The sequence below is a fragment of the Kitasatospora sp. NPDC004289 genome (genome assembly GCF_053602875.1).
The window spans coordinates 126116-145948 of record NZ_JBSGEL010000014.1 but is presented as its reverse complement, the minus strand read 5'-3'; the positions used below and the strand labels follow the sequence as shown (position 1 = coordinate 145948).

18 protein-coding genes are annotated in these 19833 nt (G+C 73.1%); 8 read left to right on the top strand and 10 right to left on the bottom strand.

What is annotated here, in order from left to right; all coding sequences use genetic code 11:
- From pheT to infC, 7 genes are all read right to left on the bottom strand, one after another.
- The coding region (pheT, locus tag ACWEPF_RS12510; protein WP_452172550.1) for a phenylalanine--tRNA ligase subunit beta at positions 1-2484 on the bottom strand (2484 nt) is incomplete at its 3' end.
- A complete protein-coding gene (pheS, locus tag ACWEPF_RS12505; RefSeq protein WP_345279494.1) occupies positions 2484-3605 on the bottom strand; it encodes a phenylalanine--tRNA ligase subunit alpha in 1122 nt (373 codons plus the stop codon). The genes pheS and pheT, both read right to left, overlap by 1 nt.
- A gap of 195 nt (positions 3606-3800) precedes the next feature.
- Entirely contained in the window at positions 3801-4886 is a 1086-nt protein-coding gene (locus tag ACWEPF_RS12500) for a sensor histidine kinase (RefSeq protein ID WP_345279496.1), read from the bottom strand.
- A gap of 58 nt (positions 4887-4944) precedes the next feature.
- On the bottom strand, positions 4945-5811 hold the full coding sequence (locus tag ACWEPF_RS12495) for a TrmH family RNA methyltransferase (protein ID WP_345279498.1): 867 nt from the start codon (positions 5809-5811) through the stop codon (positions 4945-4947).
- Between the two features lie 129 nt (positions 5812-5940).
- Positions 5941-6327 carry a 50S ribosomal protein L20 gene (rplT, locus tag ACWEPF_RS12490; protein WP_345279500.1) on the bottom strand — a complete coding sequence of 129 codons (387 nt, stop codon included), beginning with the start codon at positions 6325-6327 and terminating at the stop codon, positions 5941-5943.
- A 104-nt stretch (positions 6328-6431) separates the two neighbouring features.
- A complete protein-coding gene (gene rpmI, locus ACWEPF_RS12485) occupies positions 6432-6626 on the bottom strand; it encodes a 50S ribosomal protein L35 (RefSeq protein WP_350638504.1) in 195 nt (64 codons plus the stop codon).
- A 115-nt stretch (positions 6627-6741) separates the two neighbouring features.
- Positions 6742-7494, bottom strand: a complete 753-nt coding sequence (infC, locus tag ACWEPF_RS12480) for a translation initiation factor IF-3 (RefSeq protein ID WP_452172552.1) — start codon at positions 7492-7494, stop codon at positions 6742-6744.
- 468 nt (positions 7495-7962) lie between these two features.
- Here infC and ACWEPF_RS12475 point away from each other — a divergent pair, with 468 nt between their 5' ends.
- Positions 7963-8328, top strand: coding sequence for a DUF1844 domain-containing protein (locus tag ACWEPF_RS12475; RefSeq protein ID WP_345279502.1), 366 nt, complete (start codon positions 7963-7965; stop codon positions 8326-8328).
- 265 nt (positions 8329-8593) lie between these two features.
- Here the strand turns inward: ACWEPF_RS12475 and ACWEPF_RS12470 are convergent, their stop codons facing one another.
- The gene (locus tag ACWEPF_RS12470) at positions 8594-9292 is read right to left on the bottom strand and encodes an SseB family protein (protein WP_449794865.1); all 699 of its coding nucleotides are present in this window, start codon (positions 9290-9292) and stop codon (positions 8594-8596) included.
- Between the two features lie 95 nt (positions 9293-9387).
- Between ACWEPF_RS12470 and ACWEPF_RS12465 the strand changes: the two genes are divergently transcribed.
- From ACWEPF_RS12465 to ACWEPF_RS12455, 3 genes are read left to right on the top strand one after another with little or no spacing between them, the layout of a single operon-like run.
- The gene (locus tag ACWEPF_RS12465) at positions 9388-10320 is read left to right on the top strand and encodes a serine hydrolase (protein WP_452172549.1); all 933 of its coding nucleotides are present in this window, start codon (positions 9388-9390) and stop codon (positions 10318-10320) included.
- A 43-nt stretch (positions 10321-10363) separates the two neighbouring features.
- A complete protein-coding gene (locus tag ACWEPF_RS12460; RefSeq protein ID WP_345279508.1) occupies positions 10364-11575 on the top strand; it encodes an amino acid deaminase/aldolase in 1212 nt (403 codons plus the stop codon).
- Between the two features lie 60 nt (positions 11576-11635).
- The gene (locus tag ACWEPF_RS12455) at positions 11636-12001 is read left to right on the top strand and encodes a hypothetical protein (protein WP_452172548.1); all 366 of its coding nucleotides are present in this window, start codon (positions 11636-11638) and stop codon (positions 11999-12001) included.
- A gap of 62 nt (positions 12002-12063) precedes the next feature.
- Here the strand turns inward: ACWEPF_RS12455 and ACWEPF_RS12450 are convergent, their stop codons facing one another.
- Positions 12064-13146: a DUF2510 domain-containing protein gene (locus tag ACWEPF_RS12450; protein WP_452172547.1), complete on the bottom strand. Its 1083-nt coding sequence runs from the start codon at positions 13144-13146 to the stop codon at positions 12064-12066.
- A 189-nt stretch (positions 13147-13335) separates the two neighbouring features.
- On the opposite strand from ACWEPF_RS12450, the gene ACWEPF_RS12445 reads away from it, so the two are divergent.
- The gene (locus ACWEPF_RS12445) at positions 13336-14043 is read left to right on the top strand and encodes a gamma-glutamyl-gamma-aminobutyrate hydrolase family protein (RefSeq protein ID WP_452172546.1); all 708 of its coding nucleotides are present in this window, start codon (positions 13336-13338) and stop codon (positions 14041-14043) included.
- Between the two features lie 37 nt (positions 14044-14080).
- Here the strand turns inward: ACWEPF_RS12445 and chrA are convergent, their stop codons facing one another.
- A complete protein-coding gene (gene chrA, locus ACWEPF_RS12440; protein ID WP_452172545.1) occupies positions 14081-15238 on the bottom strand; it encodes a chromate efflux transporter in 1158 nt (385 codons plus the stop codon).
- Between the two features lie 116 nt (positions 15239-15354).
- Here chrA and ACWEPF_RS12435 point away from each other — a divergent pair, with 116 nt between their 5' ends.
- The 3 genes from ACWEPF_RS12435 to ACWEPF_RS12425 all read left to right on the top strand — a co-directional run bounded on the left by ACWEPF_RS12435 (position 15355) and on the right by ACWEPF_RS12425 (position 19828).
- The gene (locus tag ACWEPF_RS12435) at positions 15355-16401 is read left to right on the top strand and encodes a cation diffusion facilitator family transporter (RefSeq protein WP_452172544.1); all 1047 of its coding nucleotides are present in this window, start codon (positions 15355-15357) and stop codon (positions 16399-16401) included.
- Positions 16402-16449: 48 nt separating this feature from the next.
- Positions 16450-17382 carry a 5'-3' exonuclease gene (locus ACWEPF_RS12430; protein WP_452172543.1) on the top strand — a complete coding sequence of 311 codons (933 nt, stop codon included), beginning with the start codon at positions 16450-16452 and terminating at the stop codon, positions 17380-17382.
- 397 nt (positions 17383-17779) lie between these two features.
- Positions 17780-19828, top strand: coding sequence for an N-6 DNA methylase (locus ACWEPF_RS12425; RefSeq protein WP_452172542.1), 2049 nt, complete (start codon positions 17780-17782; stop codon positions 19826-19828).
- Positions 19829-19833: the final 5 nt, after the last annotated feature.

The window sequence follows — 19833 nt, the reverse complement described above, 5'->3', positions numbered from 1 at the left end:
GGCGGCGGCGGCCGCGACGGCGGCCTCGCGGGCGCCGGTGGCCTCGTCGGCCGTCAGCGTGCGGTCGGCCGCGCGGAAGCGCAGCGAGTACGCCAGCGACTTCTTGCCCTCGCCGGCCTGCTCGCCGGTGAAGACGTCGAACAGCCGGATGGCCTCCAGCAGTTCGCCGGCACCGTCGCGCAGCGCGGCCTCGACCTCGGCGGCCGGGACGGCGGTGTCCACGATCAGGGCGACGTCCTGGGTGGCGACGGGGTACGAGGAGACCGGCGGGCCGGAGACCCGGTCGGCGTTCTCGGCACCCAGCAGGTCCAGGTCGAGCTCCATCACGCTGGTGCGCTCGGGCAGGTGCAGCGCCTTGATGACGCGCGGGTGGAGCTCACCGGCGTGGCCGACGACCCGGCCGTCCACCGAGAGCTCGGCGCAGCGGCCCGGGTGCCAGGGCGCGTACTGCGCCTGGCGGACCGTCAGCTCCACGCCGGCCGCGCGGGCCACCGTGCGGGCCGCCTCGACGGCGTCCGCCCAGGAGGCGCCGGCGCCCTTGCCCCACCAGCCGGAGGGGAGCCGCTCGCCGGCCAGCGCGACGGCGACCCGGCGCGGCTGGTGCGGGAGGGCGGCGTCCAGCTCGGCCAGCTGCTCGGCGGTCGGGCGGCGGTCGACGGGCAGGCGCGGGGCGACCTTGAGCTCCGGCTTCGGGAGGAAGACGGTGCCGGTCTCGAAGATCGCCAGGTCGGTGTTGCCCCGGCCGATGTTGCGCCGCAGTGCGCCGAGCAGACCGGGCAGCAGCGTGGTGCGCAGCGCCGGCTCCTCGTCGTTCAGCGGGTTGACCAGCTTGACGGTCCGTCGGCGGGAGTCGCCCGCCTCCAGGCCGAGCGCGTCGAAGGCCGCCTCGCCGAGGAACGGGTAGTTGTTGACCTCGACGTAGCCGGCCGCGGCCAGCGCCACGCCGGTGCGGCGGTGGAAGCGCTGGGCCTCGGTCAGGCCCTTGCCCGGGGGCACCGAGGGCAGCCGGGCGGGGACGTTGTCGTAGCCCTCCAGCCGGATGACCTCCTCGGCGAGGTCGTACGGGTCGGTGAGGTCGGGGCGCCAGCTCGGCGGGGTGACCTCCAGGACGTCGGCGCCGACCACGGTGGCGCCGATCTCCTGGAGCCGCCGGGTGACGGTCTCGCGGCCGTACTCGGTGCCCGCGACGCGGTCCGGCAGGTCCGCGTCGATGGCGATGGTGCGCACCGGGTGCGGGGCGGCGATGTCGGTGACACCGGCCTCGGCGGTGCCGCCGGCGATCAGGACCAGCAGGTCGACCGCGCGCTGGGCGGCGGCCCGGGCGGCCTCCGGGTCCACGCCGCGCTCGAAGCGCTTGGAGGCCTCGGAGGGCAGCTTGTGCCGCTTGGCGGTGCGGGCGATGGTGACCGGGTCGAAGTGCGCGGCCTCGATGATGATCTCGGTGGAGCCGGTGGTGATGCCGGTCTCCGGGTCGGTCACCGGGTCGAGGATCTCGGTCGAGGCGCCGCCCATGACACCCGCCAGCCCGATCGGGCCGGAGTTGTCGCAGATCAGCAGGTCCTCGGCGGAGAGCTTGCGCTTGCTGCCGTCCAGCGTGGTGAGCAGCTCGCCCTCGGCCGCGCGGCGGACCTGGATCGGGCCGTCGACGCGGTCGCGGTCGTAGGCGTGCAGCGGCTGGCCGACCTCGAGCATCACGTAGTTGGTGATGTCGACGGTCAGCGAGATCGGGCGGATGCCCGACTTCTGCAGCCGGCGCTGGAGCCAGATCGGGGACTGCGCGGACGGGTCCACGCCGGTCACCGTGCGGGCCACGAAGCGGTCGCAGCCGGCCGGGTCGGCGACCTTGACCAGGTAGCCGTAGGAGTTGGCCGGGGGCACGTCGAGCAGCGCCGGGTCGGCCAGCGGCAGCCCGTACGCGGCGGCGGCCTCGCGGGCCACGCCGCGCATGGAGAGGCAGTAGCCGCGGTCCGGGGTGACGGCGATGTCCAGCACCTCGTCGACCAGCTGGAGCAGCTCGATCGCGTCGGTGCCGGGCTCGTACTCCGGCGGGAGCACGATGATGCCGTCGTGGTCGTCGCCCATGCCGAGCTCGCGGGCGGAGCAGATCATGCCGGCCGAGGTGTGGCCGTAGGTCTGCCGCGCGGCGATCGGGAACGGGCCGGGCAGCACGGCGCCGGGGAGCACCACGACCACCTTGTCGCCGACCGCGAAGTTGCGGGCGCCGCAGACGATCTCCTGCGGCTCGCCGGTGCCGTTGGCGTCGCCGACGTTCACGTAGCAGTGCCGGATCGGCTTCTTGAAGCCGGTGAGCTCCTCGATGGAGAGCACCTGACCGACCACCAGCGGGCCCTTGAGGTCACCGCCGAGCTGCTCGACCGTCTCGACCTCCAGACCGGCCCGGACCAGGCGGGCGGCCACGTCGCGGCCGGTCTCACCGGCCGGAAGGTCGACGTACTCGCGCAGCCAGGAAAGCGGGACGCGCATCAGATCTCCATTCCGAACGGGAGGGTGAAGCGGACGTCGCCCTCGACCATGTCGCGCATGTCGGCGACGTTGTGACGGTTCATCAGGATCCGCTCCAGGCCGAGGCCGAAGGCGAAACCGCTGTAGCGCTGCGGGTCCACGCCGCAGGCGACCAGCACGCGCGGGTTGACCACGCCGCAGCCGCCGAGCTCGATCCAGCCCTCGGAGGAGCAGGTCCGGCAGGGGCGGTCCGGGTTGCCGACGCTCTCACCGCGGCAGACGAAGCACTGGAGGTCGATCTCCGCGCTCGGCTCGGTGAACGGGAAGTACGAGGGGCGCCAGCGCAGTTCGAGACCACTGCCGATCAGCTTCTCGACCAGCACCTCGATGGTGCCCTTGAGGTCGGCGAAGGTGATGCCCTCGTCCACCGCGATCGCCTCGACCTGGCGGAACACCGGGGTATGGGTGGCGTCCAGCTCGTCGGTCCGGTACACCCGGCCCGGGCTCACCGCGTACAGCGGCGGCTCGCGGTCGAGCATGGTGCGGATCTGCACCGGCGAGGTCTGGGTGCGCAGCACCACGCCGGAGTCGGCGGAGCCGTCCGGGGCCTGCACGAAGAAGGTGTCCTGCATCGAGCGGGCCGGGTGGTCCTCGTGCAGGTTGAGGGCGTCGAAGTTGAGCCACTCCGCCTCGACCTCGGGGCCGGAGGCGACCTCGTAGCCCATGGCCACGAAGGTGTCCTCGATCCGCTCGGCCAGCGTGGTCAGCGGGTGCCGAGCACCGCGCGGGGTGCGGTCGAACGGCAGCGTGACGTCCACCGCCTCCTCGACCAGCACGCGGGCGTCCCGCTCCGCCTCCAGCTCGACCTGACGCTTCGCCAGCGCCTGGTTCACCGCGCCGCGGGCCTGGCCGATCAGCTTTCCTGCCGCGGCCTTGGCCTGCGGGGGCAGCGCACCGATCTCGCGGTTGGCGAGCGAGAGCGGCGAGCGGTCGCCGGTGTGGGCCACCTTCGCCTGCTTGAGCTCCTCGAGCGAGCCGGCCGCGGCGAAGGCCGCGACGGCCTCGTCCCGGGCCTGCTCGACCGCTTCGGGCTTGAGTGCCTCGACCTCGACCGGGTCGTAGTCCTTGTTGGGTGCCGACATCGCTATCTTTCCCGTGCTCCTGCTCGTGAAGGGGGGTGCCTCGCCCATTGCATTACGCACTGCGTGGCCGGGGCACGGGCAGCCGCTCCCGTACGAGTCGAGAAGGGTGTCCGCGGCACAGCCGCGCAGGGCGTCACACAACGCAATGGTCGAGTGTAGTCGCAGCCTGCGAACCGCCCGCCGGGCTCTCGACTCCTACAGCATGAAGTCGGGCACTCCGGCGGGCAGGATAAATCGGAAGCGGGCGCCGCCGGAGGGCGCGCGGCTCACCCGGATGGTGCCGCCGTGGGCCTCGACGATGCCCTTGACGATGTAGAGGCCGAGGCCGGTGCCGCCGCGCTTGGAGCCGCGCCAGAAGCGGGTGAAGACGCGCGGCATGGACTCCTCGGGGATCCCGCTGCCCTCGTCGCTGACCGTCACCGCCGTCCCCTCCAGGACCCATTCGCGCCCGGCGCTCTCCACCAGTTCCTTGGCGGGCGCCACCTCGATCGTGACAGTCCCCTCGCCGTGGCGCACCGCATTTTCCAGCAGGTTGGCCAGCACCTGGTCCAGCTTGTCCGGGTCGGCCCACAGCTGGGTGAGCGGCTGCTCGATCCGGATGTCGAAGCGGTCCTCGGGGATCCCGGCCGCCACCTTGCCCTCCACGTGCCGGCGCACCGCCGCGGGCAGGTCGACCACCTGCTTGCAGAGCTCCAGCCGGCCGGCGTCGATCCGGGAGATGTCCAGCAGCTCGGCGATCAGCCGGGTGACCCGGTCGGCGTCGGCGTCGACGGTCTCCAGCATCACCCGCTTCTGGCCGTCGGTGAACCGCTCCCACTTGGCCAGCAGGGTCCGGGTGAAGCCCTTGACGCTGGTCAGCGGCGAGCGCAGCTCGTGCGCGACGGTGGCGATCAGCTCGGCGTGGCTGCGCTCGGTGCGGCGGCGCGCCTCGGTGCCGCGCAGCGCCACCACCACCCGCCGGACCGGCCCGCCGCGGTGCTCGCGCACGTAGCGGGCGGAGACCAGCAGCTCCCGGCTGCCGGGCAGCAGCAGGTACCGCTCCGGCTGCCCCGTACGGATCGTCAGCCCGCCGTACGGGTCGGTCAGTTGCCACCAGCGGCGCCCGTCCAGGTCCTCCAGCGGGAGCGCCTGCTCCAGCGGCAGCCCGAGCGCCGCCTCCGGCCGGATGCCGGTCAGCCGGGCGGCCGCCCGGTTGAAGCGCACCACGACACCGGACGCGTCGGCGACCACCACCCCGTCCGGCAGCTCGTCCAAGTCCAGCTCGGCGCCGTCACCGGCCATGGGTCCCTCCCCGATCACCCACCGTGTCCGTTCCCCCACCGTCCGAACCCTAGCGCTCCTACCCCTTCGCGCGACACCCTCCCGGGGACCGCTGGGCGCGCGCGGAGGCGTACAGGCACACGGCGGCGGCCGTGGCGAGGTTGAGGCTCTCGGCGTGGCCGTGGATGGGCACCCGCACCACCTCGTCGGCGAGTGCGCGGGTCTCCTCCGGCAGACCCCAGGCCTCGTTGCCGAAGACCCACGCGCCGGGGGCGCCCAGGGTGCCCTCGTCCAGCTCCTGGTCCAGGTCCCGGTCGCCGGCCCCGTCCGCGGCCAGCACCCGCACCCCGGCCTCGCGCAGCCGCGCCACCGCCTCCTCCACCGGCACCCCGACCGCGAACGGCAGGTGGAACAGGCTGCCCACCGAGGCCCGGACGGCCTTCGGGTTGTACGGGTCCACCGAGGCGTCGGTGAGGACCACCGCGTCCGCCCCGGCCGCGTCGGCGGTGCGCAGCACCGTCCCGGCGTTCCCGGGGTCGCGCACGTGCGCCAGCACGGCGACCAGCTGCGGGCGGGCCTTGAGCACCTCCTCGAAGGGGGTGTCCAGGAAGCGGCAGAGCGCCACGATGCCCTGCGGGGTGACGGTGTCGCAGATCTCCGCGATCACCTCGTCGGTCGCGGTGAGCACCGGCAGGCCCGCGTCCTCGGCCGCGGCCACGATCTCGGCGTGCCGCTCGGCCGCCTCGAACGTGACGTACACCTCGACCACCACGTGCTCGTCGGACCCGGCCGGGCGGCCGTACGCCACCGCCTCACGGACCGCCTGCGGGCCCTCGGCCAGGAAGCGCCGCTCCTTGCTCCGCTGGTTGCGCCGGGCGAGCTTGCGCGCGGCGATCACCCGCGGCGAGCGCAGGGAGGTGAGCAGGGGGGTCTCGGTGCTCTGCATGGTCTCGTCTCTGTGACACGGTGTCAGATGTCCCGGGCGGGCGGGGCCCGGAAGCACGCAGACCCGCAGGCGAACCTGCGGGTCTGGGTGGATCAGCTACACGGCTGAAGGATCCTCTGGGGATCTGCCTCAGGCGGCGACGCGCGGGGCGTTGACGTCCTCGGGGAGCGCCTTCTGGGCGACCTCGACGAGGGCGGCGAAGGCACCCGGGTCGTTCACGGCGAGCTCGGCCAGCATCTTGCGGTCGATCTCGACGTTCGCGATCTTCAGGCCCTGCACGAAGCGGTTGTAGGTGATGCCGTTGGCACGGGCCGCAGCGTTGATGCGCTGGATCCAGAGCTGGCGGAAGTCACCCTTGCGCTTCTTGCGGTCGTTGTAGTTGTAAACGAGCGAGTGGGTGACCTGCTCCTTGGCCTTGCGGTACAGGCGCGAGCGCTGGCCGCGGTAACCGCTGGCCCGCTCGAGGATGACCCGGCGCTTCTTGTGGGCGTTGACTGCCCGCTTGACGCGTGCCACTTCATTACTCCTTGGGTTGGACCACGGACTACTTCACGTGGTCCGTTAACGATGGGGTCGGAAGGATCAGCCGGACTCCCGCGGCCTCAGCCGCGGGCGGGCGATCACTTGCCGAGAAGCTTCTTGATCTTCTTCGCGTCAGCCGGGGCCATCACGACGGTGCCGGCCAGCTTGCGGGTCAGCGTCGAGGGCTTGTGCTCGAGCAGGTGGCGACGGCCGGCACGCTCGCGCAGCACCTTCCCGGAGCCGCTGATCTTGAAGCGCTTGCTGGCGCCGCTGTGCGTCTTTTGCTTCGGCATATCGCCGTCTCTTCCTCGTCGGTCCGGGCTCCCGCCCGCGCGTTGCCGCGCGGGCGGGGCCGGATTGATCGGGTGAGCGGGGCGGGACGCCCCACTACCTGGGTGACCGGACCGCTCAGGCGTCCTGGGCGGTCGCGGCCGGCTGCTCGACCTCCGCGGCGGCGGTCTCCTCGGCGGCGGCCTCGGCCTCCACCTCGTCGTCCTCCACCTCGTCGGCCTCGGCCTCGAGGGCGGCGTTCTCCGCCTCGAGCGCGGCGTCGTCGTCGTCCGCGGCGGCGTCGGAGCCGACGGTGCGGCCCTGACGCTCGGCCTTGCGGGCGTCGGCCAGCGCACGGGCCTCGGCCATCGCCTCGGTCTTCTTCTTGTGCGGGCCGAGAACCATGATCATGTTCCGGCCGTCCTGCTTGGCCGACGACTCGACGAAGCCGAGGTCCTCGACGTCGGAGGCGAGCCGCTGGAGCAGTCGGAAGCCCAGCTCGGGGCGGGACTGCTCACGACCGCGGAACATGATCGTGATCTTGACCTTGTCGCCCTGCTTGAGGAACCGAACGACGTGACCCTTCTTGGTGTCATAGTCGTGCGGGTCGATCTTCGGCCGGAGCTTCATCTCCTTGATGACCGTGTGCGCCTGGTTCTTGCGCGCCTCACGGGCCTTCATGGCCGACTCGTACTTGAACTTGCCGTAGTCCATGAGCTTGCACACCGGCGGCCGGGCGGTCGCCGCGACCTCGACCAGGTCGAGGTCGTACTCCTGCGCGAGCTCCAGCGCCTTGGCAAGCGGCACGATGCCGACCTGCTCGCCGCTGGGACCGACGAGTCGCACCTCGGGGACGCGAATCCGGTCGTTGATGCGGGGCTCGGTGCTGATGGGGCCTCCTCGGTTGCACCTTCTGCGATGCGGCCGTCGGACGGCGGTCGCACGTAGTGGACTCGACCACTGGGCGGGGCTTCATTCGTGCTGCGCTGCCCACTGGCGTACGCACCGCGGCACGAAAAAAGCCCCGCTCGGTATACAAGCGGGGCTCCACAGACCGGGGCTGCACCCTCGGAGGGGCGCTGCGGCGACTCGCTGGAGCCTTGCGGCTCAGGTGTCGCGGACCGGACCCGTCGACCGCTAGGCCGATCAGGTGGGAGACTTTCGCGGTTGCCCTCTCGGGCCTCCTGTGAGTGGAGCCTCCACTTGCTGGCCGGGCGATCCGAAGATCTCCTGGCCGGTCAGTCTCGAAGCATACCAGCGTTTCCGGAGGGTGCGGTATTCCGCCTCCGGCGGGCGGTCACCGGGCGGGTGCTCGGTACGCTCCCTGGTGTACGCCTCCATCAGAAGAAGTGAGCACCCGTGAGCGACGACACCACTCCCCACGACGACGAGATCGGCTTCGACGACCTCACCCGCGACATCGCCGAGGTCCCCGCCGTCGAGGTGATCACCACCGTCGCGGTGCACCTGATGAGCGCCGCCGCGGTGAAGTGCGGCCTCGCCGAGGGCGGCGAGAAGGACAAGGACCTGGACGAGGCCCGCAAGCTGATCACCGCCCTGGCCGGGCTGGTCACCGCCGGCGCCCCGGAGATCTCCAACTTCCATGCCGCCCCGCTCCGCGACGGGCTGCGCTCGCTCCAGCTGGCCTTCCGCGAGGCCTCGCTGGTGCCGGACGCTCCCGGCTCCGGTCCGGGCGAGAAGTTCACCGGCCCGGTCTACAGCTGACCACTTCTCTGGTAGCGCCCGGCTCGCGTAGGTGGTCACACCGGGGGCGCGGGGAACTGCGCGCGGGGGAACGGCAGGTGCTGCAACTGGCTCGCCTGCCCCGACCTAGCGCTGGTCCGCCTTCCGGACTCGCGCAGTTCCCCGCGCCCCCGACGGCGTAGCCACTTCCGCCGGCCACGGCACTGCCGCCGAATCCCCTCCGCGCCCGCGCGGCGGAGCCGCACATCAGCAGAGCCCCGCGCCCTCGAGGGCGTAGCCGCCGGCGCTAGCCGAGCAGGGCGAGGTCGAGGCCGCGGTCGAGGCGGACGCGGAGGGTGTCGTCGGCGGCCAGGGCGGTGGCCAGGCGCTGGGCCAGCTCCTGGACCGCGGTGCCCTCGGCGAGGGAGAGGGCGAGCACGGCGTCGGTCTCGGTGCCCGGGCGCAGCTCGGCGCGGAGCACGGCCGGCTCGGCCTCGACCAGCGCCTGCACGGCGGCCCGGACGTCCGGGTCCTCGGCGGGCGGCAGGTAGGGGCGGTTCTCGGCGACGGCACGCAGCCGGGCGCCGGTGAGGGTGTAGGTGACGGGCCCGGCCGGGTCGACCAGCAGGGTGTCGGCGCGCTCGGAGTAGGCGACCATCGCGGCCTGCGGGGCCGCGACCGGGGCCGGGCGGGCGTCGGCGCGCCAGGCGGCCATGGACGCCAGCGAGGTGAAGGCCGGCAGCGCGCGGCGGCCGTCCGGGGCCTCGATCACGGGGACGGCCATGTCGCTGGTCTTCTCGTGCTTGTGGCCGTGGGCGTCGACCTCGACCTCGCCGAGCAGGGCGACGATCGGAACCATCAGCCGACTGCCCGTCAGGGCGGCCAGCACCTCCGGCTCGCCGGCCCCGCTCTGCTGCCAGGCGGCCAGCGCCGCGGTCAGACGGGGATCGGCGGTGCCGTCGTCGTCGGCGAATCCGGGGTTCGGGATGTTCTTCTGCTGCTCCACCCGCTTGAGGGTATGCCAACCGGGCGGTCGCATTCTCAGCCGGTGCTCATCGGCGGCTCAGGCCACGTCCATGGGCGCGGCGGAGGGTCGACGGCATGACAGGGACGCGCGGGAGCAGGAGCAGGATCGGGGGTGCGCTGCTGCTGCCGGTGCTGGCGCTGACGGCGGGCGGGGTGTGGGTGGCGCAGGCGGACGGCGGCGGAGCGCACCCGGCGGCGGTGGTCAACGCCCAGGCGGTGGCCGCGACACCGACACCGACACCGACACCCACGCCAACGCCCACACCGACGCCGGTGGACCTGAACGCCGTGCTGGCCTCGGCCGCCGCGCAGGTACCCGCCGAGGGCGGGGCCTCCGTCGCGGTGCTGGACACCGCTAGCGGGGCGAGCGCGGTCTACGGGGGCGGGTCGTTCGTCACCGCGAGCATCGTCAAGGCCGATCTGCTGGCCGCCCTGCTCTGGCAACGCCAGCGCGCCGGGCGGGAGTTGAGCGCGGACGAGAAGGCCACCGCGACCCTGATGATCGAGCAGAGCGACAACGACGCGGCCGACGCCCTGTGGAGCGCCGTCGGCGGGGCGGCCGGGCTGGACGAGGCCAACGCGGCCTTCGGCCTGACCGCCACCACCGCCGGGACGGACGGCTACTGGGGCCTGACCACCACCACGGCCGCCGACCAGCTGAGGCTGCTCCAGGTGGTCTTCGGCTCGGGCTCCGGTTCCGGCTCACCGCTGACCGCCGGCTCGCAGGCGTACCTGCAGTCCCTGATGGGGCAGGTGGAGGCGGACCAGGACTGGGGCGTCTCGGCGGCCGACCAGGACGGCGCGTACACGCTGAAGAACGGCTGGCTGCCGCGCAGCGCCACCGGCCTGTGGGCGGTGAACAGCATCGGCCGGGTGACGTACGACGGCCGGGAGCTGCTGGTGGCGGTGCTGACCGAGGGGTCGGCGGACGAGGGGGCCGGGATCGCCACCGTCGAGGGGTTGGCGAAGGCCGCCGCGGGCGCGCTGACCGGGGAGTTGACGCACTGACAACCCCCTACCCATGAGTACGGAGCTGTGGCAGTCTGCGGCCATGACCAAGCTCACGGCTCCCGGCCTCGCCGCCGACCGGGCCCGGTACGACCGGGCCACCGCGCACCTGGACGCGCCGCTGGCGGTGGTGGACCTGGCGGCCTTCGACGCCAACGCCGCCGATCTGGTCCGCCGGGCGAACGGCAAGCCGGTGCGGGTGGCGAGCAAGTCGGTGCGCTGCCGGGCGCTGCTGGAGCGGGCGTTGGCGGTGGAGGGCTTCGCGGGGGTGATGAGCTTCACCCTGGCCGAGTCGCTCTGGCTGGCCCGCGAGGGCTTCAAGGACGTGCTGCTGGCCTACCCCTCGGCCGACCGGGCCGGGTACGCGGAGCTGACGGCGGATCCGAAGCTGGCCGCCGAGGTCACCGTGCTGGTGGACGACCCGGCGCAGCTGGAGCTGATCGACGCGGCCCGCGAGGGCACCGAGGAGGTCCGGGTCTGCCTGGAGCTGGACACCTCGCTGCAGCTGCTGGGCGGCAAGGTCCGGATCGGGGCCCGGCGGGCGCCGCTGCGCACCCCGGAGGCGCTGGGCGCCTTCGCCGAGCTGGTGCAGCGCCGCCCGGGCTTCCGGGTGGTCGGGCTGATGGCGTACGAGGGCCACGTGGCCGGGGTGGGCGACTCGCTGGCCGGGCGGCCGGTGCGCTCCAGGGTGATCCAGGCGATGCAGGCCAAGGCGCGGCGCGAGCTGGCGGTGCGGCGGGCGGCGGTGGTGCGGCGGCTGCGCGAGGTGGCCGAGCTGGAGTTCGTCAACGGCGGCGGCACCGGCAGCGTGGAGTCCACCGTGGCGGAGCGGGCGGTGACCGAGGTGGCCGCCGGTTCGGGGCTGTACGTGCCCCGGCTGTTCGACAACTACCGTTCGTTCCAAGGGCGTCCGGCCGCGCTGTTCGCCCAGCCGGTGGTGCGGCGGCCCGGGCTCGGGGTGGTCACCGTGCTCGGCGGCGGGTACCCCGCCTCGGGCGCGGCGGGCGCCGACCGCTCCCCCGTGCCGTACCTGCCGGCCGGGCTGCGCTACGACCCGCAGGAGGGCGCCGGGGAGGTGCAGACGCCGCTGCTCGGCGCGGCCGCGGACGACCTGCGGATCGGGGACAAGGTGTGGTTCCGGCACGCCAAGGCGGGCGAGCTGTGCGAGCGCTTCGCCGAGCTGCACCTGATCGAGGGCGACCGGGTGACGGCCACCGTCCCGACGTACCGGGGCGAGGGTCGGACGTTCCTCTGACGGCCGTCCGTGCCCTGTCCTAGTCTGACGGGACATCACCGAGGCCAGGGGGCAGGGGACATGGAAGCCGAGCTGATCACCGCGGTGGCCACCACCTTGACGGGTGCGATGACCACCAGCGCGTGGCAGGCCGTCCGCAACCGGGTGGCCGCGTACTTCGGGCGGGACCGCGAGGAGGTGGTCACGGCCGAACTGGAGATCGCCCGCGAGGAGTTCGAGCAGTACGGGGACCAGACCTCACTGACCGAGTGGCTGCGCCGCGCGGTGGAGGAGAACCCGGCCTTCGCGGAGGAGCTCCGGGCGCTGGTCTCGGAGCACGGCGGCACCACGGTGAAGGTCCACCAGGGCGCGGAGAACGTGATCACCGGCGGGACCTTCCACGGCAAGGTGATCCAGGCGAACAGCATCGGGACCATCAAGGGCTGAGCACGTGCGGACGGCCCCGCGGGGAGGAGTGCGGGGCCGTCCGGGTCCGGGGTGAGGGGGTGTCAGGTGCCGGTGCCGCCCTCGCCGATCTTGCCGTTGAAGGCCTTGACCGACTCCACGATCCTGTCCATCTGGCTGAGCGTGGGCGCCTTGTCGGCGATGTCGAAGCCGAGGTGGATGGTGGCCAGGCCCTTGCCGTCGGCGGCCGGGAAGACCACCGTCTGGACGTAGCCGTCGTTGCCCTCGGGCGCGTCCACCTTCCAGCGGACCAGCCAGCCGTCCCGGCCGTCCACCGCGATCGGCTCGGACTTGAGCTGCTCGTGGGACTTGACCTTGCCGTACGACTGCTCGGCGGCCGCGTTGATGTCCTGCTCGGCGGCCTGCTTGGGGTCGCTGCCCTGGAGCTGACCGGTGTTGGCACCGCCCAGGGAGCACTCGCCCTCGCCACTGGCGCAGGTGTAGGAGCCGACCGACATGGCGGCGAAGCCGTCCTTGGTGGTGCCGGCCGTCCAGCCGGAGGGGACGGAGAGGCTCAGCTTGTTGACCACGTCCACGGCCAGGCCGCCGTTGCGGCCGCCCCTGCCGTCGGGGCCCTTGCCGTCCGGGCTCTTCGGGGAGGCCGAGGAGCCCGGCGCGTCGGGGACATCCCGGCGGCCCTCGGCACCGTCCCCGCCCGGACGGAAGTCGGGGCGGACCCGGTCCGAGGCGCGGCGGTCGGCCCGGCCGTCCATCGCCAGGTAGGTGACGCCGGATCCGACCAGCAGACCGGCCAGCGCCGCCACGGCGGCGGCGATCAGCACCGGCTTGCCGGGACCGGACCTCGGACGGGGCTGCGCCGAGGGGGGCAGCGGCGGCTCCGGGTAGCGGTACGCGGCGCCGTTCTCCAGCACCTCCCCCGTCAGCACCGTGGGCGTGGGTTCGGCCACCGGCGCCGACAGCACCGTCGGCGCGTCCTCGGCCGGAGCGGCCGGGGCTGCCGGAGCGGCCGGGACGGCCTCATCGGCCGGGGCCGCGGCGGGGGCGTCCGCGGGCGCGGGCCGGGTGGAGGCCGTCCAGCCCTGCCCGTCCCACCAGCGCTGCGGCCTCGGGTCGCTCGTGGTGTCCTGCGGGTCCGGGTACCACCCGGCGGGAATCTGCTCGCTCACGCCAGAAAATGTAAGGCGCCCCGGATAAACGCGGTATCAGTTGACGGCCCTTTCCGCCCGTTTTTCGATGAGATTCCGCTGAGAACCCTCCGGGAGGCGGTCCGGCCACCTGACGGAGCCTCGGGCGTACGGGTGGGGCCCGCGCGAATCCTGCGTACGGGAGGGGCCGGACGCGGCAGAATCCCGGCCATGACCAACAGACCAGTGATCGGCATCAGCACCTACCTCACCGAGGCCAAGTGGGACCACTGGGACGCCCAGCGCGCCGTCCTGCTCCCGCACCGCTACCCCCTGCTGGTGCAGGAGGCCGGCGGCATCCCGCTGCTGCTGCCCCCGCAGCCCGCGGAGCACGCCCCCGACCTGCTCGCCCGGGTGGACGGGCTGGTCATCGCCGGCGGCCCGGACGTCAACCCCTCGCTCTACGGCGAGCAGCCCCACCCCAGGACCCGCGCCTTCGCCCCCGAGCGCGACCACTGGGAGGCCGCGCTGCTGCGCGCCGCCCTCGCCTCCGGCCTGCCGGTGCTCGGCATCTGCCGGGGCATGCAGCTGCTCAACGTGGTCTGCGGCGGCACGCTGATCCAGCACCTGGAGGAGGGCGCCGCCCACCTGGGCTCGCCCAACCACTACGGCTCCCATCCGATCCGGCCGCTGCCGGGCACCCGGCTGGCGGAGCTGCTGCCGGAGGCCGAGGTGGTGGTGCCGACCTTCCACCATCAAGCGGTGGACCGGGTCGGCGAGGGCCTGACGGTCAGCGCCCGGGCCGAGGACGGCACCGTGGAGGCGGTCGAGGGAGAGGGCTTCGTGCTCGGCGTGCAGTGGCACCCGGAGCAGGGCACCGACCTGCGGGTGATGCAGTCCCTGGTGACGGCGGCGATGGTCCCCACCCCGGTCGGCTGACGCGGGCCCGCCGACCCCGGCTGGACGTGACGGCCGGTCAGAGTCCGTACCAGGGGCCGATCAGCGCGCCCGCCGTTCCGGCCAGCAGCAGGCAGGCCACCACGGAGCGGCGGGCCGCCAGCAACCAGGCCAGGGCGAGGGCGAGGACGGCGATCTGCCAGCCGTACTCCAGCCCGAGGGCGAGCGGGACGGACGACCCGGCGATGGCGCCGACCACGGCCGGGCCGGCCCCGGTCAGGAAGGACTGCACCCGGCGGTCGGCCCGCAGCCGGTCGAAGTGGCGCGCGCCGAACAGCACGAAGAGGAACGACGGGGCGAAGGCCACCGCCGCCGCCAGCAGCCCGCCGCCGAGGCCGGCGGCCGCGTACCCGACCACGGCGACGGTCTGCACCACCGGGCCCGGGGTGATCTGGCCGAGCGCCACCGCGTTCAGGAACTGACCGTCCGTCATCCAGCCGTACCTGTCCACCGCGTCGGCCCTCATCAGCGGGATGATCACGAAGCCGCCGCCGTAGGAGAGCGCACCGACCTTGAACGCCACCCAGGCCAGCGCCCCCAGCCCGCCCGTGGCGGGGAGCGCCCCGAGCACCAGGGGAAGTGTCAGGCTCCGCTGCCGGACGGCGACTTCGGCCAGCCCGGCGGCCAGCAGCACCAGCACCAGCCACGGCCCGGTGAGCAGCGCCGCCAGCGCCCCGGCCACCGCGTAGCCGATCCACCGGGCCCGGCCCGCGCGGTCCCCGTCCGTGCCCCCGTCCGTGCCCCCGGCCCGGGCCCAGCTGCCCGGTACCAGCGCGGCCGCGGCGTGCACCGCCACCGCCGGGACGGCCGCCCCCGCACCGGCCGCCGCGCCCAGCACCCAGGCGGGCGGGGCGTCGGACAGGAAGAGCACCGAGAGGGCCAGGATCAGCAGCAGCCCGGGCACGATGAAGCAGGCCCCGCCGACCAGCGCGCCCGGGGCGCCGCGCAGCCGCCAGGCGGTGAAGACCGCCAACTGGGTGGAGGCCGGGCCCGGCAGCAGGTTGGTCGCCGCGATGCCGTCCTCGAACTCCTCGGCGCTCAACCAGCCGCGCCGCTCCACGCAGAGCCGGCGCAGCAGCAGGATGTGGGTCGGCGGCCCGCCGAAGCCGGTGCAGCCGATCCGGCCCCACTCGACGGCGATGGTGCCCAGCGACACCCGTTCCTGACGCTCCGGCACGTCCCGCCCCTCCTCGGTGATCACTGTTGGGCGGCGGAACCCTAGCGCAGACGGCCGACCGGCTGATGAACGGCCCGGAACCGGTGCGCGGCACGCCGGGCGGGAAGGGGACCACCATGGCGAACCACCGACACGCACACGGACCGGACGGGCACTCCCACGGCAGCCACTCCCACGGCGGTCACTCCCACGGGGTCTCCGCCGACGCCGACCGGCGCTGGCTGCTGGGCGCGCTGGCGCTGATCGTGCTCTTCATGGCCGGCGAGGTGGTGGTCGGTCTCGCCGCACGGTCGCTGGCCCTGCTCTCGGACGCCGCGCACATGCTCACCGACGCGGTCTCCATCGTGCTCGCGCTGATCGCGATGGCCCTCGCCAGGAGGCCCGCCCGGGGCGGCTACACCTACGGGCTGAAGCGGGCCGAGATCCTCTCCGCCCAGGCCAACGGGATCACCCTGCTGCTGCTCTCCGCCTGGCTCGGCTACGAGGCGGTGGTCCGGCTGCTCGAACCGCCGGAGGTGACCGGCTCGCTGGTGCTGGTCACCGCGCTGGTCGGCATCGTGGTGAACGTCGCGGCCACCTGGTGCCTGTCCCGGGCCAACCGCAGCTCGCTGAACGTCGAGGGCGCCTTCCAGCACGTGCTGACCGACCTCTACGCCTTCGTCGCCACCGCGGTGGCCGGTCTGGTCATCGTGACCACCGGCTTCACCCGGGCCGACCCCATCGCCTCGCTGATCGTGGTCGCCCTGATGCTCAAGGCCGGCCTCGGCCTGGTCCGGGCCTCGGGGCGGATCTTCCTGGAGGCCGCGCCCGCCGGCATCGACCCGGACGCGGTGGCCGACCGGCTGATCTCCGGCTCGGAGGTCAAAGAGATCCACGACCTGCACATCTGGGAGATCACCTCCGGCGAACCCGCCCTATCCGCCCACGTCCTGGTCGCTCCCGGCGGCGACTGCCACGCCGTCCGCCGCGACCTCCAGCGCACCCTGCGGGAGGAGTACCGGATCACCCACACCACCCTCCAGGTCGACCACGTCGGCGAACAGCTGGGCCAGGACCTGCTCACCCTGGGGCGGTCGGCCGTCGAGGCCCGGGACCGCCCCCGCGACGAGCACTGCGACGACGGGCACGGGCCGGTGCACCGCGGCGGGCCGCACGAGCACTGACCCCGCGCTTGTGAGGCTCCGTCAGCCCGTTGCGGCATGATCGGAGGCATGACCGCACCCAGGCTGATGCTGCTCGACTCGGCGAGCCTCTACTTCCGTGCCTACTTCGGCGTGCCGGAGTCCATCAAGTCGCCCGACGGGCAGCCGGTGAACGCCGTGCGCGGCCTGCTCGACTTCATCACCCGCCTCGTCCAGGACCACCGGCCCGACCAGCTGGTCGCCTGCATGGACGCCGACTGGCGCCCCGCCTGGCGGGTCGAGCTGATCCCCACGTACAAGACCCACCGGGTCGCCGAGGCCGCCGTGGACGGCGAGGAGGAGGTCCCCGACACCCTCGCCCCCCAGGTCCCGGTCATCGAGCAGGTCCTCGACGCCCTCGGCATCGCCCGCCTCGGCTCCCCCGGCTACGAGGCCGACGACGTGATCGGCACCCTGACGGCCCGGGCGACCGGCCCCGTCCAGATCGTCACCGGCGACCGCGACCTCTTCCAGCTCGTCGACGACGCCCGGGGCATCCAGGTCGTCTACCCGGTCAAGGGCGTCGGCAACGCCCAACTGATCGACGAGGCCGCCCTGGTGGAGAAGTACGGCGTCACCGGCGCCGAGTACGCCGACATGGCCGCCCTGCGCGGCGATCCGAGCGACGGCCTGCCGGGCGTCAAGGGCATCGGCGAGAAGACCGCCGCCCAGCTCATCCGCGAGTACGGCGACCTGGCCGGCATCCGCGCCGCCGCCGCCGACCCGATGTCCAAGCTCACCCCGGCCCGCCGCAAGAACCTCCTCGACGGCGCCGCCTACCTCGACGTCGCCCCCACCGTCGTCCGGGTCGCCACCGACGCTCCGCTCCCGGCCTTCGACTCCACTCTCCCCCACGAACCCCTCGACCCCATGGCCTTGGAGGAGCTCAGCGCCCGCTGGGGCCTCGGCGCCTCCCTCACCCGCCTCCTCGACACCCTTGCCCAAGCCCAGACGACTGCGTGACATTCGGATACCTGCGCAACGGCCCGGCCTCCCAGGAGCCGCCCCGACCTTCGTCTCCCATTAGGCCTACTCCTCGAAGGCGCTCCGTGCCTGGCTGCGGCGCAGGACCGTCACGGCCACCATCCCCAAGTGCTCCTACCAGACTGCCAACCGCCAGCTACGGGGCTCCCGAAGCAGACGGCCACCGGCCTTCGACAAACAGGGATTCAGCAGAGGCAGCCCTCCTGCGATGCGAGTACACCGCGACGTGGGGCGTGTGGATCACCGCACCCGCCCCGATCTCTGTGAACTCAGTCAATGACGCGATAAGCTGCTGGAGGCTGAACGGGAACCGCTCTACAGATCGGAGCCGGAAGACGTAATTGCCGCACACGCACATCTAGCCTTGGGGAAATGAATGAACGAGCAGAACCCTGTGCCCGTCACCCTGGCGCAGATCGCACGGGTCGCCGGAGTGGGGCGAGCCGCAGTCAGCAACTGGCGCCGCCGCGACGAGGGCTTCCCAGCACCGCTCGGCGGCACCGACACCAGCCCGACGTTCTCCCTCACTGAAGTCGAGAACTGGCTGCTTACCAAGGGCAAGGGCCGAGCGGTCGGCGACCGGGAGCGGCTGTGGCCGAAGCTCGACGCCCTCGGCGACCGGACCCTGTCCGGGATGGCGGTCGCCGGGATGGCGCACAGGCACACACCGGCCGGAATCAGCCTCGCCGATCTCCCCGAGAACGTCCGAAGCCTGACTGCGGAAGCCGTCGAACTCGGTGCCCGAGAAGGTCTTCCGGGCACTTTCGACTTCCTGCTGACACGCTGGCTGGAGGCGAATGTACGGCAGATTAGCGCCACCCCGGTGCCGCTGGCCGAGCTGATGGCCTCGCTCGCGTTCCTGGCCCGTTCGACGCCCACCGCCGACCCAATCACCGTTCACGACCCAGCCTGCGGCACTGGCGGGCTCCTGGCTGCCACAGCTGCGGTCGCGCAGCGGCAGGACCCGGCTCCGCGTTCTGTCGTGCTGACGGGCACCGAGGTCGAGCCGGTGCTCGCCGCGTTGGCAGATGCCCGCCTGTCGTTCTCCCAGGGGCGGGTATCCGGATCTGTGCGGCTCGGAGACTCGCTGCGCTCGGGCCCGGATTCTGACGTTGCCGCCGACCTCGTGCTCTGCAACCCGCCGTTCAACCAGCGGGACTGGGGCCACGAGGAGCTGGCCACGGACCGCCGTTGGGTGTACGGCCTGCCGCCGCGGACCGAACCAGAGCTGGCGTGGGTTCAGCACGCGCTCTCCTGCCTCACCCCCGGCGGCACCGGCGTCCTCGCTCTGCCGCCCGCGGTCGCCTCACGCAAGGCCGGTCGGCGCATCCGGGGAGCGCTGCTCCGCGCCGGGGCGTTGCGCGCGGTGATCGCGTTGCCGGCGGGGGCCGCCCCCCCGTACAGCGTCTCCCTCCACCTGTGGGTACTCCAGTCCGTCGACGCCACCGACTTCCCCGCTGCGGCCCCCTCCGTGCTGATGGTCGACGCGGCAAGCAAAGTGGACCCGGCCGAGCGGAAAGCCTTGCCGATCAACTGGCCGAGGCTGGGCGAGCAGATACTTGATGCCCTCGAATCCACTGCCCAGGGCCTCGATCCCGCCCAGGGCGCTGCCGCCCACTCCTTGATCCGCGCCGCTGCCGTTCCTCTGATCGAGCTGCTGGACGACGAGGTCGATCTGACGCCGGCACGGCATACACCAGTGCGGTCCGCAGGGTACGAGCAGGCGCTCACCCACACCTGGGCAGGCCTTGACCGGGCCCTTGAACAACTGGCACAGGCGAAGAGCGGGCTGCGTGCGATCGACCGGGACCCGTCCGTGTCCTCCGGCCCAGGCACAACCACCGTCGGAGAGCTGGTGCGCGCCGGGGCCCTGACGCTTCGCACCGGCCACCTGCCGGCCGAGCCCATCGTCCGGCCAGGCACACCCGAGGCAGGCGGCCTCCCCGTGCTCACCATCGGCGACCTGCTGATGCATGAAGCTCCAAGCGGTTGGCTCGACCCGGCCGAGGCCGCAGCAGCAGGCCTGGTGATTGCCAGGCCCGGCGACGTGGTGGTGGCCGGAGTGGCCCGGACATTCTCCGCCTGGGTGGAGACTCGGCCCGCTCTGGTCCTCGGCCCTCAGCTCTGCGTCCTGCGGCCCGAGCCCGCGCTGCTCGACCCCGACTTCCTCGCCGGCTGCCTGCGTGCTCCCGCGAACGGTCGCCAGGCGGGCACCCACGCGTCAGTCTCGGCCCGGGTCGACGTCCGCAGGCTCCAGGTCTTGCAGCTGCCGGTCGACGAGCAGCTGCGCTACGGTGCCGCGTTCCGGCGGGTGTCCCGGCTCGACGCTGCGCTGCACGAGCTGCACGAGGTAGGCGCAGGACTGCTGCAGGAACTGAGCGACGGCCTTGCGGCCGGTCGGCTTCCGCAGGACTGGCGGGACTGATGCGA

What these genes read in the sequence shown, in the direction of transcription:
- ACWEPF_RS12430 (WP_452172543.1), top strand. Translation starts at nt 16,450, where the DNA reads ATGACCGCACCCAGGCTGATGCTGCTCGACTCGGCGAGCCTCTACTTC.
- rpmI (WP_350638504.1), bottom strand. Translation starts at nt 6,626, where the DNA reads ATGCCGAAGCAAAAGACGCACAGCGGCGCCAGCAAGCGCTTCAAGATC.
- ACWEPF_RS12455 (WP_452172548.1), top strand. Translation starts at nt 11,636, where the DNA reads ATGGAAGCCGAGCTGATCACCGCGGTGGCCACCACCTTGACGGGTGCG.
- ACWEPF_RS12425 (WP_452172542.1), top strand. Translation starts at nt 17,780, where the DNA reads ATGAACGAGCAGAACCCTGTGCCCGTCACCCTGGCGCAGATCGCACGG.
- ACWEPF_RS12465 (WP_452172549.1), top strand. Translation starts at nt 9,388, where the DNA reads ATGACAGGGACGCGCGGGAGCAGGAGCAGGATCGGGGGTGCGCTGCTG.
- ACWEPF_RS12445 (WP_452172546.1), top strand. Translation starts at nt 13,336, where the DNA reads ATGACCAACAGACCAGTGATCGGCATCAGCACCTACCTCACCGAGGCC.
- ACWEPF_RS12460 (WP_345279508.1), top strand. Translation starts at nt 10,364, where the DNA reads ATGACCAAGCTCACGGCTCCCGGCCTCGCCGCCGACCGGGCCCGGTAC.
- ACWEPF_RS12435 (WP_452172544.1), top strand. Translation starts at nt 15,355, where the DNA reads ATGGCGAACCACCGACACGCACACGGACCGGACGGGCACTCCCACGGC.
- ACWEPF_RS12495 (WP_345279498.1), bottom strand. Translation starts at nt 5,811, where the DNA reads ATGCAGAGCACCGAGACCCCCCTGCTCACCTCCCTGCGCTCGCCGCGG.
- ACWEPF_RS12500 (WP_345279496.1), bottom strand. Translation starts at nt 4,886, where the DNA reads ATGGCCGGTGACGGCGCCGAGCTGGACTTGGACGAGCTGCCGGACGGG.
- pheS (WP_345279494.1), bottom strand. Translation starts at nt 3,605, where the DNA reads ATGTCGGCACCCAACAAGGACTACGACCCGGTCGAGGTCGAGGCACTC.